This is a genomic window from Streptomyces sp. NPDC021100, from assembly GCF_044333095.1.
GTDB lineage: Bacteria > Actinomycetota > Actinomycetes > Streptomycetales > Streptomycetaceae > Streptomyces.
Genome location: NZ_JBIRQH010000026.1, coordinates 90,763 through 107,069, shown reverse-complemented (window position 1 = coordinate 107,069; position 16,307 = coordinate 90,763). Strand labels below are relative to the sequence as shown.

The 16,307-nt window shown below is 72.0% G+C and carries 15 protein-coding genes; 4 read left to right on the top strand and 11 right to left on the bottom strand.

Going from position 1 to position 16,307, the window contains the following annotated elements; all coding sequences use genetic code 11:
- Positions 1-570 precede the first annotated feature (570 nt).
- The gene (locus ACH4PU_RS32415) at positions 571-2,985 is read left to right on the top strand and encodes a Helicase associated domain protein (RefSeq protein ID WP_398280239.1); all 2,415 of its coding nucleotides are present in this window, start codon (positions 571-573) and stop codon (positions 2,983-2,985) included.
- Positions 2,986-3,198: 213 nt separating this feature from the next.
- Positions 3,199-3,375, top strand: a complete 177-nt coding sequence (locus ACH4PU_RS32410) for a hypothetical protein (RefSeq protein WP_398280236.1) — start codon at positions 3,199-3,201, stop codon at positions 3,373-3,375.
- 312 nt (positions 3,376-3,687) lie between these two features.
- Here the strand turns inward: ACH4PU_RS32410 and ACH4PU_RS32405 are convergent, their stop codons facing one another.
- The 6 genes from ACH4PU_RS32405 to ACH4PU_RS32380 form a co-directional block, all read right to left on the bottom strand.
- Complete coding sequence (locus ACH4PU_RS32405) at positions 3,688-4,623, bottom strand: phosphotransferase family protein (protein ID WP_398280233.1); 936 nt, start codon at positions 4,621-4,623, stop codon at positions 3,688-3,690.
- Positions 4,624-4,835: 212 nt separating this feature from the next.
- Positions 4,836-5,492: an HAD family hydrolase gene (locus tag ACH4PU_RS32400; RefSeq protein WP_398280230.1), complete on the bottom strand. Its 657-nt coding sequence runs from the start codon at positions 5,490-5,492 to the stop codon at positions 4,836-4,838.
- Positions 5,489-6,016 (bottom strand): orotate phosphoribosyltransferase, encoded by a 528-nt coding sequence (locus tag ACH4PU_RS32395; protein WP_398280227.1) that lies wholly within the window; start codon positions 6,014-6,016, stop codon positions 5,489-5,491. Before ACH4PU_RS32395 ends, ACH4PU_RS32400 begins: the two co-directional genes overlap by 4 nt.
- Positions 6,013-6,579: an LOG family protein gene (locus tag ACH4PU_RS32390; protein ID WP_398280224.1), complete on the bottom strand. Its 567-nt coding sequence runs from the start codon at positions 6,577-6,579 to the stop codon at positions 6,013-6,015. The genes ACH4PU_RS32395 and ACH4PU_RS32390 overlap by 4 nt, the downstream gene beginning before the upstream one ends.
- On the bottom strand, positions 6,576-7,490 hold the full coding sequence (locus tag ACH4PU_RS32385; RefSeq protein ID WP_398280221.1) for a hypothetical protein: 915 nt from the start codon (positions 7,488-7,490) through the stop codon (positions 6,576-6,578). The genes ACH4PU_RS32390 and ACH4PU_RS32385 overlap by 4 nt, the downstream gene beginning before the upstream one ends.
- A 29-nt stretch (positions 7,491-7,519) precedes the next feature.
- Entirely contained in the window at positions 7,520-8,392 is an 873-nt protein-coding gene (locus ACH4PU_RS32380) for an aspartyl/asparaginyl beta-hydroxylase domain-containing protein (RefSeq protein ID WP_398280218.1), read from the bottom strand.
- Positions 8,393-8,598: 206 nt separating this feature from the next.
- Between ACH4PU_RS32380 and ACH4PU_RS32375 the strand changes: the two genes are divergently transcribed.
- The gene (locus ACH4PU_RS32375; protein ID WP_398280215.1) at positions 8,599-9,966 is read left to right on the top strand and encodes a transcriptional regulator; all 1,368 of its coding nucleotides are present in this window, start codon (positions 8,599-8,601) and stop codon (positions 9,964-9,966) included.
- Between the two features lie 156 nt (positions 9,967-10,122).
- Here ACH4PU_RS32375 and ACH4PU_RS32370 read toward each other — a convergent pair whose 3' ends face one another.
- Together ACH4PU_RS32370 and ACH4PU_RS32365 are read right to left on the bottom strand one after the other, a co-directional pair.
- Entirely contained in the window at positions 10,123-10,323 is a 201-nt protein-coding gene (locus tag ACH4PU_RS32370; RefSeq protein WP_398280213.1) for a hypothetical protein, read from the bottom strand.
- Positions 10,324-10,494: 171 nt separating this feature from the next.
- Positions 10,495-11,127 carry a hypothetical protein gene (locus tag ACH4PU_RS32365; RefSeq protein WP_398280210.1) on the bottom strand — a complete coding sequence of 211 codons (633 nt, stop codon included), beginning with the start codon at positions 11,125-11,127 and terminating at the stop codon, positions 10,495-10,497.
- Between the two features lie 53 nt (positions 11,128-11,180).
- On the opposite strand from ACH4PU_RS32365, the gene ACH4PU_RS32360 reads away from it, so the two are divergent.
- On the top strand, positions 11,181-11,489 hold the full coding sequence (locus ACH4PU_RS32360; RefSeq protein ID WP_398280207.1) for a hypothetical protein: 309 nt from the start codon (positions 11,181-11,183) through the stop codon (positions 11,487-11,489).
- A gap of 118 nt (positions 11,490-11,607) precedes the next feature.
- Here ACH4PU_RS32360 and ACH4PU_RS32355 read toward each other — a convergent pair whose 3' ends face one another.
- The 3 genes from ACH4PU_RS32355 to ACH4PU_RS32345 all read right to left on the bottom strand — a co-directional run bounded on the left by ACH4PU_RS32355 (position 11,608) and on the right by ACH4PU_RS32345 (position 15,950).
- Positions 11,608-12,423 carry a hypothetical protein gene (locus ACH4PU_RS32355; protein ID WP_398280204.1) on the bottom strand — a complete coding sequence of 272 codons (816 nt, stop codon included), beginning with the start codon at positions 12,421-12,423 and terminating at the stop codon, positions 11,608-11,610.
- A gap of 136 nt (positions 12,424-12,559) precedes the next feature.
- Positions 12,560-14,491, bottom strand: coding sequence for a helicase HerA domain-containing protein (locus ACH4PU_RS32350; protein WP_398280201.1), 1,932 nt, complete (start codon positions 14,489-14,491; stop codon positions 12,560-12,562).
- A 223-nt stretch (positions 14,492-14,714) separates the two neighbouring features.
- Positions 14,715-15,950 (bottom strand): replication-relaxation family protein, encoded by a 1,236-nt coding sequence (locus ACH4PU_RS32345; RefSeq protein ID WP_398280198.1) that lies wholly within the window; start codon positions 15,948-15,950, stop codon positions 14,715-14,717.
- Positions 15,951-16,307: the final 357 nt, after the last annotated feature.

Genomic DNA, 16,307 nt, shown 5'->3' with positions numbered 1-16,307 from the left:
CCCGCGGAGCGGGATATGCCCCGGCAAGCCGGGGCATAGAGCGCGAATTGCGCAAGCGCAATTCGGATTCCGGCGCAAGCGCCGGAATGGAATTCCGCAAGCGGAATTCCGAACGGAATGCAATTCGCGCAAGCACGAATTGGAGGTGACCGCGCAAGCGCGGTCACCCGAGCTGGCTATGAGGGAAGGCGCATCGCGCCCGGGCCTGTGTAGGGCTTGGGAAACCCAGCCACCACCCCCGCAACGAAGTTGACAGGCCGTCGGCCCGATCGGGTGCCGGCCCCACCGCAGTGACGGGCTCCGCTGCGCTCCACCCGAACCCCTCCCCCACCCTCGACACCGACTGTTCACGTTAACCAATACCCCGCCAGCATACCCTATGAGCTGTACGCGCAGGACGGGTTTCAGTCAAGTATCAGCCTCCAGAGGGAAGCTGCCGTACGGTTGGTGCATCACGGGTGCTTGGTGTGTAGAGTCTGGGACCAGACACCACCACCCCGGCCCGTCACTCAACGCGCCGGATTCTCATTCCTATTACGCGCCGCATTCTGCGAGAAGGAGAACACGGGGATGGCCGTGAAACTGCGCGAACACCAGATTGAGGCCGTAGCCGCCATCGTGCGCGGTCTCGATATCCCGCCAGGCGGCATTCCCTGGAATGGTCTGCGCGGGCAGGTCCACGCCGCGTGCGGAACGGGAAAGACCATCATCGCGGCCGCCGCCGCGAAGCGTCTTGCGCCCAAGGGTCGAATCCTCGTGGTGGTGCCAACGCTGGACCTGCTCGCCCAGACCGTGAAGGCATGGCATGACGCCGGGCACAAGGGGCCGGCGGTCATGGTCTGCTCGCCGTTGGAGGATCCGGAGCTGTGGCACCTGGGCGCCCGATGCACCACCAACCCTGTGCGGCTGGCGATGTGGCACGGGGCCGGGCCGGTGACCATCTTCGCCACCTACCATTCCCTGCCCGTGCTTGTGGAAGCCTTCGAGGGCGCTTACGGCCAGAAGCTCGCCCCGGTGGACCTCGCGGTGGTCGATGAAGCACACCGGACCAGTGGGTCGATGGGCAAGGCGTGGGCGGACATCCACGACCAGACGAAGATCCCAGCGCACCGCCGGCTGTACCTGACGGCGACGCCGCGGATCTGGCAGGAGCGACTGAACCGCGAGATCGCCGAAGGGGTGCGCGACCCGCTGCCGCGCGAGATGGCGGCCTCGATGGACGACGAGACGGTCTTCGGACCGGTCCTCTACAAGCTGTCGCTGGCGTCGGCGGTGTCGCGGAAGCTGCTGGCGCGGTACCAGATCATCGTCCTGGAGCTCCAGGACCCGGTCGTGACGCCCGAGCGGTTGATGGGCGAGGACCGGCACACCGAAGAGGTCCGCGGGCAGCGCCTGGGTGCGCTGCAGGCCGCGCTGCTGCACACCATGGCGCAGCACGGGCTCAGGACCTGCATCACCTTCCACCACCGGACCATAGAGGCACAGGCGTACGCCGAGGGCCTGGAGCGCGTGGCCAAGCGGCTGCACGCCGACCAGCCGGAGAGGTACCCGGCGGAGATCTGGGCGGACTGGCTGTGCGGCGAGCACGTCCCGGAGCGCCGGCGGGAGGTGCTGGGGGCGTTCGGCTCCACCGCCCGGCGGGCGGTGCTCTCCAACTGCCGCGTTCTGGGGGAGGGCGTGGACATCCGGGCCGTGGACTCTGTGGCCCTGCTGGACCCCAAGGGCGCGCCGCACGACATCGTGCAGGCGATCGGCCGGGCGCTGCGGCAGAAGCCCGGCGAAGGAAAGCTCGCCTCTTTGATCGTGCCGGTATTCCTCCAGCCCGATGAAAGCCCGGAGGATATGTTCACCTCGGGTTCGTACAAGCCGTTGGTGAAGGTGTTGGAGGGGCTGCGGGCTCACGATGAAGAGGCCGTGGAGTTGCTGGCTATTCCGCAGGAGCCTCAGAAGGACGTCGTGCAACCCTCCGAATACATCGGTACGGCGCCCGGTGATAACGAGGAGGAAACCCGGCTGCTGCTGCGTTTTGCGGCTCCGCGTGATCCGGTGATGGTCGCGAACTGGGTGTCCTTCAACGTGATCGACACGGAGCGGCAGGACTGGGCGCGCGGCTGGGCGAAGCTGAAGCAGTTCGTCGATCGCGAGGGGCACGCCCGGGTGCCGTACGAGCACAAGGAGGGCGCGTTCCCGCTGGGGACGTGGGTCGCGGAGCAGCGGCGGGCGTATGGGGCCGGGCAGATGAACGGCCGGCGCGCGGCGCGGCTGGAGAAGCTGGGTATGGCCTGGTCTGCGGCCGATGCGCGGTTCCAGGAGAACCTGGCGGCGGCCCGGGTGTACTACCAGGAGCACTGGACGCTGTGCGCCCCCCGGTCGGCGGCGGTGCTGGACAAGCCGATCGGACAGTGGCTGTCCAACCTCCGCCGCCCCGGGGCCCTGAACGGCCACCCCGAGTGGGAGGCCGCGTTGAAGGAGATCGACGAGGACTGGAACCCGTCATGGCCCACCGAGTGGCAACGGCACTACGCCGCACTGCGCGAGCTGGTGCGCGACGAGGAAAGCCCGGCGGAGGTCCTGCCCGGCTTCACCGTGCACGGCATGGACATCGGCAAGTGGCTGGCCCGGCAGCGCAAGCCCGAAGCGTGGGCGACCCTGGCCGACGGGCAGCGCGAGCGCCTGGAAGCCCTCGGCGTCACCCCGCTCGTCGCGCCCCCGGCCCCGGTGGAGCCGGACGTGTCCGCGGAGCCGTCCACGGCGCCCGTGAGCGCCTTCGAGAGGGGCGTTGCGGCCCTCGCGCAGTACAAGGCCCGCACGGGCTCGGTGAAGGTGCCCAGGGCCCACGTCGAGGCGTTGCCGGACGGGACGGAGGTCAAGCTCGGGGTGTTCCTGTCCAACACAAAGAGCCGCCGGGCCAAGCTGACCGCCGACAAGCTCGCCGCGCTCGCCGGCCTCGGGCTGGAGTGGGCAGCCACGGAAGGAGCGGCGTGATGACCACGCCCGAGGAAGAGCGGCGCGTGCAGGACACCGTGCGGGGGCACGCCCGCACCAGGGCCTTCGCGGAGGCGGAGGGCGTCATCTCGGCCGTGCTGTCCGACCCTGGGGTGCAGGAGGCGCGGGAGCGGGTGGAGACGGTGGAGACGGAGCTGGGCATGGAGCTGTGCGCCCGTCTCCAGCCGTTCCAGGACCGCTACGACCAGGCCCGTGGCGGAGGGCGACTCGGACGGGCTCGCCGGGCTCTGTGGGGGCAAGCACGGCCGCTGGGGGCGGATCTGTGTCCTGCCCGGCGGGCACGAGACCTCGATGGAGGAACCGCACTGGGGCCGCAACAGCGAGGGGCGGCCGATCGCGTGGGTGGGTTGCGCGCCCGACGACTGGTGAGCAGTGGCGGTGAGACCGGCGACAGGACCCCGGGGCGCAGGACGGCCCGGGGTCCTTCGCTGTCCGGGGCCAGCGGACTCAAGATCCCAGGCCCTACACGCACTGAGGTGCGATGCCCCCCGGGGGCTGAGGTGCGGCATCGCACTGGTATGCGTGTAGGTCCTGGGATCTTGAGTCCGCTCTCCCTTCTACCAACTACGGTCCGGTTGAGCGGGATTCGGTACGGAGCATGCGGTGATTGCTGTCATCGTGGCTGGTCAGGCGTCGCTGATAGGGGGCCAGCCAGCCACTGGCACGCGGGGCAGCTGCGGTTCAGCTCAGGCGGTAGCTGAGGAGCGCGAGGCCGGCTGCCGCCGCGCGGTGCTGATAGGGGCGCAGTCCGGGGGTGCCGGGGGGTGCGGGCTGGCGGGCGTTGCGGTGCCAGTGGCCGGTGAGCGCGGCGAGGAACGCGGTGGTGGTCTCGGGGCTGCCGGCGGTGGCGGGGTGGTCGCGGAGCAGCCGGGCGACGTCGGCGGGCGTGTGTCCGGCGAGGATGAGCTGCGGGGCGAGGGAGGCGGCGTCGATGCAGGCCGGGCCGGTGGTGGCGTGGGCCCAGTCCACGAAGGTCACCCCGAGGTGGTGGTCGTGGACCATGTTGTCGGCGCGCAGGTCGCCGTGGACGATGCGGTCGCCGTGGGCGAGGGCGGGCCAGGCCGCCTCGAGTTCGGCGAGTTGCTCCAGGCGGCCGCGGGCGGTGGGGGCGAGGTCGGCCGGCGGATCGGCGAGGAGTTCGTCCCAGCCGTGCAGGGCCGCCGTGGTGGAGGGCGTGCTGTTCACCGCTGCGGCGTAGGAGGCTGGGGCGGGGTTGGAGGTGAGCTTGTCCAGCAGCGCCCAGGTCTGTTCGGTGTCGGCGGAGGCCGGGGAGAAGTCGGGGTGCGGGCCGTCCAGGTGGGCGATGACGACGGCGGTCCAGTCGGTGGCGCGGTGGATGCCCAGGAGGTCCGGGGCCGGGGCGCCGGGCGGCAGCGAGCCGAGGACGGCGGCCTCGTGGACGTTGGCGTCGGTCAGCGGGTCGTCGTCGGGGGCCGCCTTGGCGAAGACCCGGCGCCCGTCGGCCAGGGTGAGCGCGGCGGCGAGCTGGTGGCCGAAGCCGCCGGGCGGAGTGACCGCGTCGGTGACGGGCGAACCGAGGGCGGCTTCGAGGCGGGCGCGCAGCAGCGCGGGGACGTCGGTCCATCGCAGACGGCCGCTGGTGGGCAGTACAGGCATCGGGGTGGCTCTCAGAGGTCCGGGAAACGGGTGGCGGGGTGGGGTGCGCGCCGAGCCGGACCGCGAGTCGGGCTGAGGAACGGGTTCCTCAGTGCTCCAGCTCGACGCCGGGCGCTCGTCGCCGCATCACGCGCATTCGCCTGTGTCCTCTGAATCAGAAGTGCAAAGGGGCGCCCGTAGGGACGCCCCTCCACTGTAGTGGTGGTGCTGGGTCACGCGCTGTCGATTAGGGGCAGGTGGTGCAGCAGGGACGGCCCGATGCTGGCGGGCTCGGGCAGGAGGTGATCGGCCCCGGCGGCACGCAGGGAGGCGGGAGGGTGCCAGCCCCACACGGCTCCGAGCGCGACGACTCCGGCGGCGCGGGCCGCGGTCATGTCGGTGGGGCTGTCCCCGACGTACACCGCGGCCTCCGGTGGGACGTCCAGTTGGCTCAGGGCGGCGTGCAGTCCGTCCGGGGCCGGTTTGGGCCGGGTGTCCTGGCGGGTGATGACGACGTCCAGCAGTTCGGCCACCGTCGGCGGCAGCAGCCACCGCAGGCGGTCGGGGTCCTGGAGGGTGACCGCGCCGGTGGCCATGCCTTGCGCGCGCAGAGCCAGCAGGCCGGAGAGCACGCAGGGGAACGGCTTCACGGGGTTGGCCGACATGGCGCCGTCCCACCAGCGGTCGCACGCGTCGTCGGGATCGGCGACGTCCAGGAGCGCCAGGACCTCGCAGCGGGGGCGGCGCAGCGCGTCGGGTGGAAGGTCTCCCGGCGTCACGCGGCGCCCGAGAGCGCAGGTGGCGACCGCCGCGAGGGTGGAGCGCACCGCGTCGGCGCTGTCCAGCAGTACCCCGTCCAGGTCGAACAGTGCTGCCTGCCGCGTCGTCACCGGGCACCGTCCGGGTCTCGGACCAGGGTGCGCAGGACCAGGTGGTGGTCGGCGAGCAGGGCGGTGGCGCCCGCGTCCCGGTCCAGGACGCACACGGCCGTGCCGACCAGCGCGCCGCCGATGCGCAGCAGGCGGGCGCTGCGCAGGAGGCTGGTGCCGCTGCGGGCGGTGTCGTCCAGCAGGACGGTCTGCTGGCCTGTCAGGTCGGCGCCCTCGATCTGCTGCCAGGTGCCGTGTTCCTTGGGTGTCGGCCGTAGGAAGGCTGCGGGCAGACCGGTGTGCAGGGACACCGCCGTGACCAGTGGGATCCCGGCCAGCGCCGGGCCGGCCAGGGCCTCGGTGTCGTCGGGCAGCAGACGGGCGAGCGCGGCCGCGGTCTCCGTCAGTAGCTGAGGGTCGCCGGCCAGCCGGTAGGGGTCGAAGTAGCTGTCGAGCGTGCCGCCGTTGGGGAGCCGGTAGGGGCCCGGCCGGTAGGCGATGGCGGCGAGCTTCTCCGCGAACGGAGCGGCGGCAGGGGGGTTCATGACGCGCACCGCCCGGCGGCGAGGGCCTTGAGGTCGGCGGTGAGCGCTTCGGCGTCGGGGAGCTCTCGCAGGAAGCCCAGGGGCCGGGTGGGGCTCTCGGTCAGCCACCCTTCGGCCCGCAGGAACGTGCTGAGGCGGCACGTGGTGGGGCCGAGCAGCCGTACGGGCACGGGGCGGATCGTGGTGGCGTAGTACAGGGCGGCGGTGAGTTCGTGCAGGGTGCCCACGCCGCCGCCCATCGCGACGACCAGGTCCGCGTCATCGAGGTAGGCGTGCAGCCGGTCCCCCATGGTCGGGGAGTACACGGTGGTGGTGACGTACGGGTTGAGCGCTCCCCAGTCGGGCCGGTCGGCCAGCGTGATCGCGGTGACCGGCACGTGGTGGGGTGCGGCGCCGCGCGCGGCGGCCTCCATCAGTCCGTTGTAGCCGCCGTGCCGCAGGGCGTACCCGGCTTGGGCCAGGGCGGCGCCGGCCGCCTCCGCTAACGCTTCCTCGCCGTCCAGCGGGACGACCCCGGCGAACAGAGCCACGGTCAGGTCCGGGGCGTGATGGGTGCGGGTCATGCCAGTCCTTCCTCGTGCTGCTGGTAGGCGCGGTACGCGGTGATCTCGTTGGTCAGCGCGTCGGTGGCGTGCGGGGCGATCCGCTGCGCGAGGCGCACGATGCGGTCCAGGGCGTCGTCGGCCTGCGCCACGGTGGGGACCGGCGGGCTGGTCAGCGCCTCGGTCAGCTCGGTCAGGCACTCCCGGCCGGTGGCGGTCCGGCCGACTTCGTCCGGGAGGTGGTACCAGCCGTGGTGCCGGGAGTGCGGGACCAGCGCGGTGCGGATCACGTCCCGGCAGGTGGCGTTGAGGTCGTACAGGAGGCCGTAGGCGATGTACTGCTGGCCCCTGGCCAGGCGCTTGCGGAGCATCGCGTGCAGCACCATCGCCTGGACCAGGAGCTGGCCGCAGTCCGCCGGTGCCTGTGCCGCGCGGGCGAGTTCCTGCGCCGTGCGCTGCTGGGTGACCGGGTCGGCGGTGTCGTGGGCTCCGGGGCCCTGCCACAGCAGGCGGGGGCCAATCCTTCGGCGAAGCGCTCCGACCGCGCTGGTCGGGCACAGGTACAGGTCGAGCTGGAGCAGGTGGCCGTCGTGCGGCAGCAGGTAGACGAACCCGGCGCCGCCCAGGTTGCCGACGATGGTGTCCCGCCAGCCGGGCAGCAGCGTGCCGAAGGTGGTGGACATCAGCGCGTCCAGACTGCCCATCAGGGCGGGCAGCGTCTCGTCGCGGGCGGCGACGACCAGGTCGACGTCGGAGAGCCGGTCCGCGGTGCCGGTGGCGAGCGAGCCGCGCACCAGCAGGTGCGTCACGGCCGTGGTGGCCGACAGGGACTGGACCAGGTCGCCCAGGACGGCGAGCTGCGCCGGACGGTGAGCGTGAGCCAGCTCCTCCAGCGGTGTCAGCTCGGTGGGCGGAAGAACGGCGGTGGGCATGCGGATTCCTCTCGGGTGAAGGGGCCGGGTCAGGGACGGGCGAGCAGGTGCGCTTTCGCCGCGCGCCACCGGCTCACGTCGGCGTCCGCGCCGCGGACGGTGTGGAGTTCGGCGATCAGGTCGTACGCGCCGCCCTCCGGCAGGGCGTAGGTGTAGAAGGCGCGCAGCAGCGTCTGCTCGGCCGCGCCGGTGAAGCCGAGCTCCGCGAGCTGCCCTGCCTTCTCCAGCAACCCGGCCCGCTCGGCCTCCGTCATCTCCGGCAGGTCCGCCGCGTCCCCGTCGCGCAGGTGCGGGCGGGCGGCGAGCGCCTCATAGGCGTCGTCCGCGTACACGTCGGCGATCAGGTGGAGCCGGTCCGGGCCGGTGGTGTTGCAGACTCCGTGGGCCTGCGAGGGCGTCAGCCGCCACAGCGCCCCGGCCGCCATGTGGACCCGGGCGCCCGCGGTGACCAGGACGGCGGAGGGGTTGGTGACGAGCGGGATGTGCAGGCGGTGGCGGCCGGTGTCGCGCAGTTCGGCGTAGTCGCGGTGTTCCCACAGGTAGGAGTGCGGCTCCAAGCGGGCCAGGCGCACATACATGAAGTTCAGCCCCAGCGAGCCGAGGAACCGCGCGGTGGCCGGCATCTCCTTGAGCAGGGAGGTGAGCTGGGGGCGTCCGTCACCGATGACGACGTCGTGCGGGTCACCGGAGTCGGAGTGGTTCATCAACGAAGCGGTCCACCAGCCGCCGGACTGGTACTCGCCGTACGCGACGACGCCGCGCGTCGGTGCTCCCAGCGCCTCAGCCCGCATCTGCTCAACCGTGGACTCCTCCAGGTCCACCAGTCGGGCGACCTGGTCGAGGACCTCCGGCCTCATGTGGCCGGCCTGCGCGGCCATCGCGGCCGCGGAGAGTGTCACCATCGGAAAGCCTCCTGTCACGTCGTCGGACGCGGCCCTGGCGGGCAGCCGTGTAAGGACACCGCAGGCACCAACTGCTTCACAGAGCATGGGCGTTGCCGCCCGTTGCGGATCGTTGCTGCCGGTTGCCGTTCACCCCGAGCGGCCTTCCCCCGCCCGTCGGAAGCGGGAAGACTGGGGTCGCCCGCGCCCGCGAAAGGGATGGGTCCGTGACCACTGACGCTGCCGAACGCCACCCGCTCGCCTACCTGCTGGCCGTGCGCGGGACGAAAGCCGAGGCGTACCTGCTCCGTGTCGCCGAGCAGCACCAACGCATGGGGTACGGGCAGATGGCGTACCGCAAGGAGAAGGCGTCCCGGTGGATCGCGGGCGTCTACGCGCCCAGCTACCACACCCAGTTGGCCATGGCCGCGCTGGAAGGCATCCCACCCGAGGCGATACACGCCCATGGGTGGCCGGGCTGGCTGCTGCTGGCCGTGCCGGACCACACCCTCTCCACCCTCCCGTGGACGGCCTCGGGCGCGGTGCAGGCACTGGAGATCACAGGAGGTCCGGTGGACCGCAGGAAGTTCCTGATCACCACATCCGTCACCCTGGGCGCCACCGTGGCCCAATGGTCCGCCGCCGCGCCGGCGGGGGCCGGCCCCACCGCGGGCAGCCGGATCGGCGACGACGTCCCCGACCACTTCGAGCGGCGCCTGGAGAGCCTGCGCCGCCTCGATGACACCGTCGGCTCCGGCGACGTCTACGACGCGGCCCGCACCGAACTCCGCATGATCAGGGCCACCCTCAAGAACGCGTCCTTCGGCGAAGGCGTGGAGCGCCGCTTGTTCGCCGCGGCGGCCGAGGCGTCCCGCAGCGCGGGCTGGACGGCCTACGACAGCGGCAAGGCGGCTGCCGCCGAACGCCACTACGCCACCGCCCTGCGGGCCGCCGCCAGCGCCGACGACCACGTGGTCGCGGCGAACACCCTCGCGTTCTGGGCCATCCAGCACTACTCCACCGGCGACCCCCGCGGCGCGGTCGACCTCGTCGAAGCCGCCCTGTCCCAGGCACCCAAGACGGGATCAGCGCGCCTGACCTCCATGCTCCACGCCCGCGCCTGCCGAGCCCACGCGCACGCCGGCGACGCCCGGGCCGCCGACCGCTCCGCCAACGCCGCCCTGGACGCCTACGAGCACGCCGGCCCCATCGAAGACGACCTGCCGTGCGTGTACTGGTACAACCTCGGCGAGGCCCACCAGCTCATCGGGAGCTCCGCCCTGAACCTGGGCAACCCCAAGCGGGCCGTCGTCCACTTCCTGGAAGCCTCCGCCGTCCACACCCGCCAGGAGGCGTACAACGGCGACGCCTTCCCGCGCGGCCATGCCATCTACCTGGCCCGGCTCGCCGAAGCCCACCTCGGTCTCGGTGACGTCGACGCCGCCGTGGCCACCGCTCACGACGCCGTCGACCGGATGGGCGGCGTCACCTCCGCACGCGGCACCAGCACGCTGGAAGACCTGCGCGAAAAACTCTCCCGCCGTCGCGGCATCCCCGCCGTCGCCGACTTCCTGGACTACACCCACACCGGGTGAGCTCCCACGGGCTCGACGCCCTGCGCCAGCAGATAGCACCGACATTCGCTGTCGGCCTGACACAGCCCTCGGCCTCCTGGGCTACGAGCCCCGCTCAAGCCGCGTGGTGATCACTAGGGCGTGTCTGATGGGTTGGTGACTGTGGGCGGGGATGACTCAGCCGACGATGTTGTCGAGGAGGCCGAGGCTGAGGAGGCTGTCGCTGTCGAGGAGTTTGCCGCTGTCGAGGAGGCCGAGGAGGCCGCGGCCGAGGCTGCTGTCGTCGGCGGCCTGAGCGGGAGTGGCCAGCGCGATGCTGGACAGGGCAAGAACGACACTTGCCGCAGTAGCGGCGACTACCCGGCGAACACGGGCCATGACTACCTCCATAGGGCGTGTGCACGTTGGCACATGAGCTAAGCCGTTGGCAGTCTTCCCCGCCAAAGTCCGCACACGGGGCACCGTAGGGGGCGCCCGGAAGCCCCCCGGAGCGCACAAGAACCACCGTAGGCCCGCGTTCGACGCCGCAACAGACCCATCAGACAGGCCCTAGTAGCAGCGGGTACATCCCGGTTCCTGCGGGCGAGCAGCAGCACGCTTCTCATTCGCGAGACGCTCCTGGTCCCGACGCTGGGCGTCCGCTCGGGCTTCGGGCGTGACGGCTGGCCCGACGGTGATCGCCTCGGTGCCGGTCACCGAGGCCAGCGAGTACCGGAGCGGTGATCTGCTGGACCGCGTGGGCAAGTGCAGACGGGCCACACCGGCCGGGAGTTCGGCTCGCAGCGCTCCGTGCCAGCGGATCCACAGCGCGGGGCGGCCACGAAGTGCTTCGTCTCGGAGCTTGTCCACGGCGGTGCTCTCGTCGGCGCGGTCGATCTCCACGGCGATCGGTGGGCCGTCTTTGCGGATCACGCGCAGGTCAAGGTAGGCAGACCAGGACGGCGACCAGTAGGCCACGCAGCCTCCGCTCGTCAGGCGCGGCGGGTCGATGTAGCGCATCTGCGCCTCCGTTCTGCACCTCCACCCCGACGCTCCCACCCACCGCACCACCGCCCGGGTGATGGACTGGGTCGCCTCCTTGCCGGTCAGGCCGCTGAAGGAGAAGTCGGCCTCGGACAGGTACGTGCGTAGGGAGACGGCGAGTATCTCGGACTCGCCGTCTCCCGTCGGTTCATGGGCCATCCGGTGATTCTCCGCTCGCCCACTGACAACGGCCAGAGGCATGGCCAGGGCGTATGACCGGACTCTCCGGTGGTGATGCGCGTCAGTCTGGTGTCCTCGGCAAGGAGTGGTTCGGCATGCTCTGGTCCGTCGCCGACAACTCCGCCGACGACATCTCCCAGCTGGCGCGGAAGACCGCCGAGGGGGACGGCTGGGTGATGGGCTTCGGCGTCGTCCAGCCGGTCATGACCTGTCCCGGGTGCGCCGACGGCCGCGGTCCGGTCCGCGAGCGCGGCACCTGCCGGCGGTGCATGGGCCGCACCGACGCGGCGTCCAGGTGCACGTACTGTCTGCACGCCGAACCGCCAGGCGACGACGGTTGACGGTCCTCACCGCGTGACTGCGGCGTCGGACCGTCGTTGACGCGCAGGAGCCCATCGGCCCGGGCCCCGGGGACGGCAAGGTCGGTCCCTCGGGGCCCGTGGTGTGTCCGACGCTTGATCAGCTCAGGGTGTCGTCCGGGGCGGTGAGCCAGGTGACGACGTCGGCGTCGGTCATCCAGATCGCCTGCGTCTCGTGAACCTCGCCGTGCCGGATGACGTGGACGCGGCCCTGCTGCATGTGGCGCTGCTTCGGGGCCGGGCCGGTGAACGGGGCGAGACGCTGCCAGGTGTTGGCGGAGACCCGGGCCAGGACGACCGTGCCGAACAGTTCGTGCGGCGCCGCCCCGAGGGCGCTGGTGGCAGGCGTGCCGTCGAGGATGACGTTCACGCGGGCCCCGCGCCCGGCCCACAGCGCGGCCTCGAGGGCGGTGACGGCCGGGGAGGTGTGCGGGTCGCCCTTCTCACGGAACGTCTCCCAGTAGCGGGTGAGCTGGCGCAGCGTGCTGTGGGCGCTGTCCATCGAGACGATGAGCCGGGGCGCGGCGGCGAGCTCGGTGTCGGTGAGGTCGAGGCGGCGGGCCAGCTCGTCACCGAGGCCGACCAGGGCGTCGTGGATGCCGGCGACGTTCCCGCGGTGGGTCACGGTCGGCAGGCCCTTCGCCCACAGGTGGGAGATCCGCTTGGGGTCGAGGACCAGGGCGTGGGCGCCCTGGTGGAGGAACTGGGCGGTCAGGGAGCGCAGCACGGTGGTGCTGCCGCCGCCGCTGGCGGTGCAGACCAGGACGTGCGGGGATTCGGCGTCCAGGTCGATGGCGATGGCCTGTCCGCTGGTGCTGATGCCGATGAGGGCGGTCCCCTCGGGCAGCGCCTCTATCTGCTCGCGCAGGTCGGGGGCGGAGAAGCTGAGCATCTTCGGGAGCGCGGTCTTCTTCATGGTGCGGCGTTCCTGTTCTGTGTGGTGTCTGGTGAACCGGTGTTCTCCAGGGCCGGGGGGATCGTGTCGGCGAAAGCGGACAGGTCCGGATCGGCGGGTGGCGGGTCGGATCTCGCGGCCCGCCACCCGCCGGGGGTCAGTTGAGTTCGGTGGTGCCCGAAGCGGCGCGGGGCCGGTTTCGGGCCCACTTCTTGAGGTCGCCGACGCGGTAGAGGAGTTCGGCGCCGCGCTTGCCTGCGGGGCCGGGGAAGGTCGGGTCGTTGGCGCGGGCGAAGCGCAGCGCGGCCAGGGTGATGTCGGGCAGGTGGTGTTCGGCGGCCTCGCGGAGCCCCACCGTCTGGTCGTCGTCGACCAAGGCCGGGGTCGCCGGCGGCGTGGCCGTGGTGCTGGCCGGGAGCTTGCCGGGCGCGGCGGCCGGGGCCGGGGCGAGGTTCCGGGCGTCGGCGGCCCGGTCCCCGCTCGCGAGCTGCTCGGGAGCGGGCGGGAGGCCGGGGGCCGTGATGGGTCCGGCGTCGGAGGGGGAGTCGGCGGGCGGCTTGTGCAGCTGCACCGGGGCGGGCCCGCCGGCGGCCGCGGGCTTCGTGCCGGTGGTGGCCCACTGGCGGGCTTCGGCCTCGGTGAAGAACAGGATCTGCGTCTCCCGCGCGGAGCCGCCGCTGACGACTTGGGCGCGGCCGGGGTGCTTGGTGGACTTCGGCGCCGGGTGGACTTCCGGGGCGAGCATCCGCCAGGCGTTGACGCTGTAGCGGGCCAGGATGCGGGTGGAGAACTGCTCGCGGACCTCGGGCCCGCCGAGGGCGCGGGCGGTGGCGGACTGCGCGACCAGCAGGACGTGCATGCGCAGCTGGCGGCCCATGTAGAGGATCTCGTTGAGCGCGTCGACGGCCGGGGAAACCTTCGGGTCGCCGGACTCGCGGGTCTTCTCCCAGTAGCGGGCCAGCTGCTTCATCGTCGCGTTGACCTCTTCGAGGAGGATCAGCAGCCGCGGGCCGATGGCCTTGGGGTCGGCGTCGATGCCCAGGTCGTCGGCGACGCGGGTGCGGCGCCGGCCTTCCCTGCCGAGGGCGATGAGCTGGTCGTGGATGTCGGCGATGTCGCGGCAGTAGGTGACGGCGGGCAGCCCGGACGCCCACGGGTGGGAGATCCGCTTGGTGTCGAGGACGAACACGTGGCTGCCGTGGTGGAGCATCTGGCAGGCGATGCACCTCAAGGTCACCGACTTGCCGCCGCCCGTGGAGGCGTTGACCAGGATGTGCGGAGACTCCGCGTCGAGGTCGACGGTGACGATCCGCCCGGCGGAGCCGATCCCGATGACGGGCGCGGACTCCTTGGCGGCGGCCACGATCTCGCGGACCTTGGGGTCCTTGAAGGCCGCCTTGGCCGGGGGCTTGCGGGTCTTCTTCACCGTCACGTACGTCTCGCGGCCCGCCAGGTGCCAGGAGAAGGTGACGCCCTCCAGCGCGAGCTTGGTGGTGATGATGTCGGCGACCAGGTCCTTGGAGAAGTCCAGGCGGCCCGGCACGTCCACGCGGATCACCGCGTCGTCCTCGCTGAAGTCGTGGGGGATGTGGAGGTAGCGGCGCGGGTCGGTCTGCTCCGGCAGGCGCAGCGGCAGCGCGAGGGCTTCGTGCAGCGGGAGCACCCACTCCCGCCTCAGCTCCCGGCGCTTGCGGGTGAGCATCAGGTACGCGGCGGTGCCCACTGCCACGGTCGACGCCGCGGCGATCCCGGTCTGCTCCAGCACGGCGAACGCCGGGTCCGGGTCGGCCCATATCTCCTGGGCGGTGGCGACGGTGGCGTCCTGATGGACCCACCCAGCTTGGTAGCCGCCCGTCCCGGTGGCGGCCAGCGCGCTGGTGCGGAAGGCCAGGCGCTTCCACCCGGCCCGGTAGGAGGACCGCGAGACGCGGCCTTCGACCTTCGGCAGGACCCGGGTGCCCGAGCGCCAGAACGTCGCGTCGGTCCGCCTCACCCCGTCCATCGGTCGGCCGGTCAGGAACCGGCCGAGCCCGCGTGCGAGAGAGTCGGCGGTCTCCTCCACCTGCTTGTCGAACTTCGTCCGTGCCATCGGCCGTGCCCTTTCGGTGTGCGTCCCGGCACCTCACACCCGGAAGCGGACACGAACCATAAAGCCGCTGGCCTGTGGACAGATCGCGGCGAAAAGCGGACCCGGAGCCGCGACCTGTGGACAACTTCCCGGCCCGAAAATCCGACCGCGCCCCGCCTGCGCGGCGCGTCCAGCCGGCCTCGCAGCCGCCACCGACAACCACCCCGGCCGTCGAGACCGCCGGCTACCGGCGGCGCCCGATGCCGAACCGGCTGCGTGGCTTCACCGCCGGCGCTTCGGCTGTCGCAGGTTCGGCTTCCTCCGCCTGGTGGCGGGCGATGCGCTCAGCCTCCGCGTGGTCGGCGGCTTCCGTCGCGCACGGCCCGCAGAGCCGGTCCCGCTCGCCGGGCCACGAGGGCCGCGTGGTCTCCTGCCAGCGGTCGTCGGTGAACTTGCTGCCGCACCGCGTGCACACCGGCCGCTGTGCCTCCCGGTGCGCGGCCTCGTGCTCCGCCTGGCGGCGTTTGGCTTCCTTCCACTGCACGGCGTACAGGCGGTCGCCGTCCGGGTTGTCCAGGGCCTCGGTGAGGGTCTGCCACTCATCACGGCCGAGCCGACGCCACACCGCGCCCGCGGCCCCGGCCGGGTCGGCGGTGATCCGCTCCAGCTCGGTGACGACCACAGGCACCGCCTGGTGGTAGTCGACAGCCGTGATGCCCGCACCCAGGCCCGGATACGGCTCCCCGGCGAAGTAGCGGCGGGTGGCCTGCTCCAGCCGCAGTATCCGGCTCTCGCGCTGCGCTGCGGTCTTCCCCGTGAACACGAACGCCACCGGCACGTACCCCTCACGGCCGGTCGCCGGATAGATCCGCGACCACAGCCGGAAGGCGTGCACCGCCGCGCCCCGGGCCGCCTTCGCCTTGCTCACGTCGGCCTTCGGTGCCAGGAGCTCGAACCAGTCGGTGTAGCGGCGCAGCTTGTCCACCAGTTCGTCGACGGGCTCGGTGACGCGGTCGACCTCCAGGAGCATCGCGGGCACTCCGGCGTCCGGGGCGCGCAGCGTCAGATCGGCGTACTGGGTGTAGCCGTACGGCAGCTTGTGGGCGATCTCGGTCTGCCAGGACAGCGGTGTGCCGAACCCGGCCCCGGTCAGCACGGCGGCGGTCGAGGTGACGGCGGCGGCGTGTTCGTCGTAGCCGTCGGCTTCCACCGGCCGGCCTTCGTCGTCGAACGTGGGTTTGCGCAGCGCGGAGATCCGTACGTTCTTCGGCAGCAGCAGCTTGGCTTCCTTGTGGCCCTTCTCGGTGAGCACCCACAGCTGGTGTCCCGACTCCAGTCGCGTCTCCACCCGGACCAGGCCCGAGTCCCTCAACGCGTTCAGGGTGTCGCGGGTGATCCGGTCGTGCCGGTCGGCGGGGCGCAGCATCCGCCAGAGCTGATCGGCGGTTGCCCGCTGGAAGATGCCCAGAGCCCTCAGCACTTCCTTGCGTCGTACTCCGGTCGGCTTCCAGACCTGTGTCGGCCTAGGAGGGTTGTCGAACGCGTCGCGGAGCCTTGACCGCCGAGGCTGACCTGCGGGTACGCGCCGGGCGGGCGAAGTGGCCGTGGAGGGGGCGATGGAGGGGCCCGTGGAGGGAGCCTGCGGGACCTGGCCGATGATCTCGGAAGGCCGGCGGCCGTGGGCGGCGCGGTCCTCGTGGGCGGGGTCGGGCGTGGATTCGGTGGGCACGGGGTCCTCGGTTTCTCCGGCCTGCGGGCCGGGTCGGCGGTAGTCCGGCCCGCGCGCCGATCTGCGCACGGGCCGGGAGCCACCCTGAGGAAGCACCCCTTGACCAAC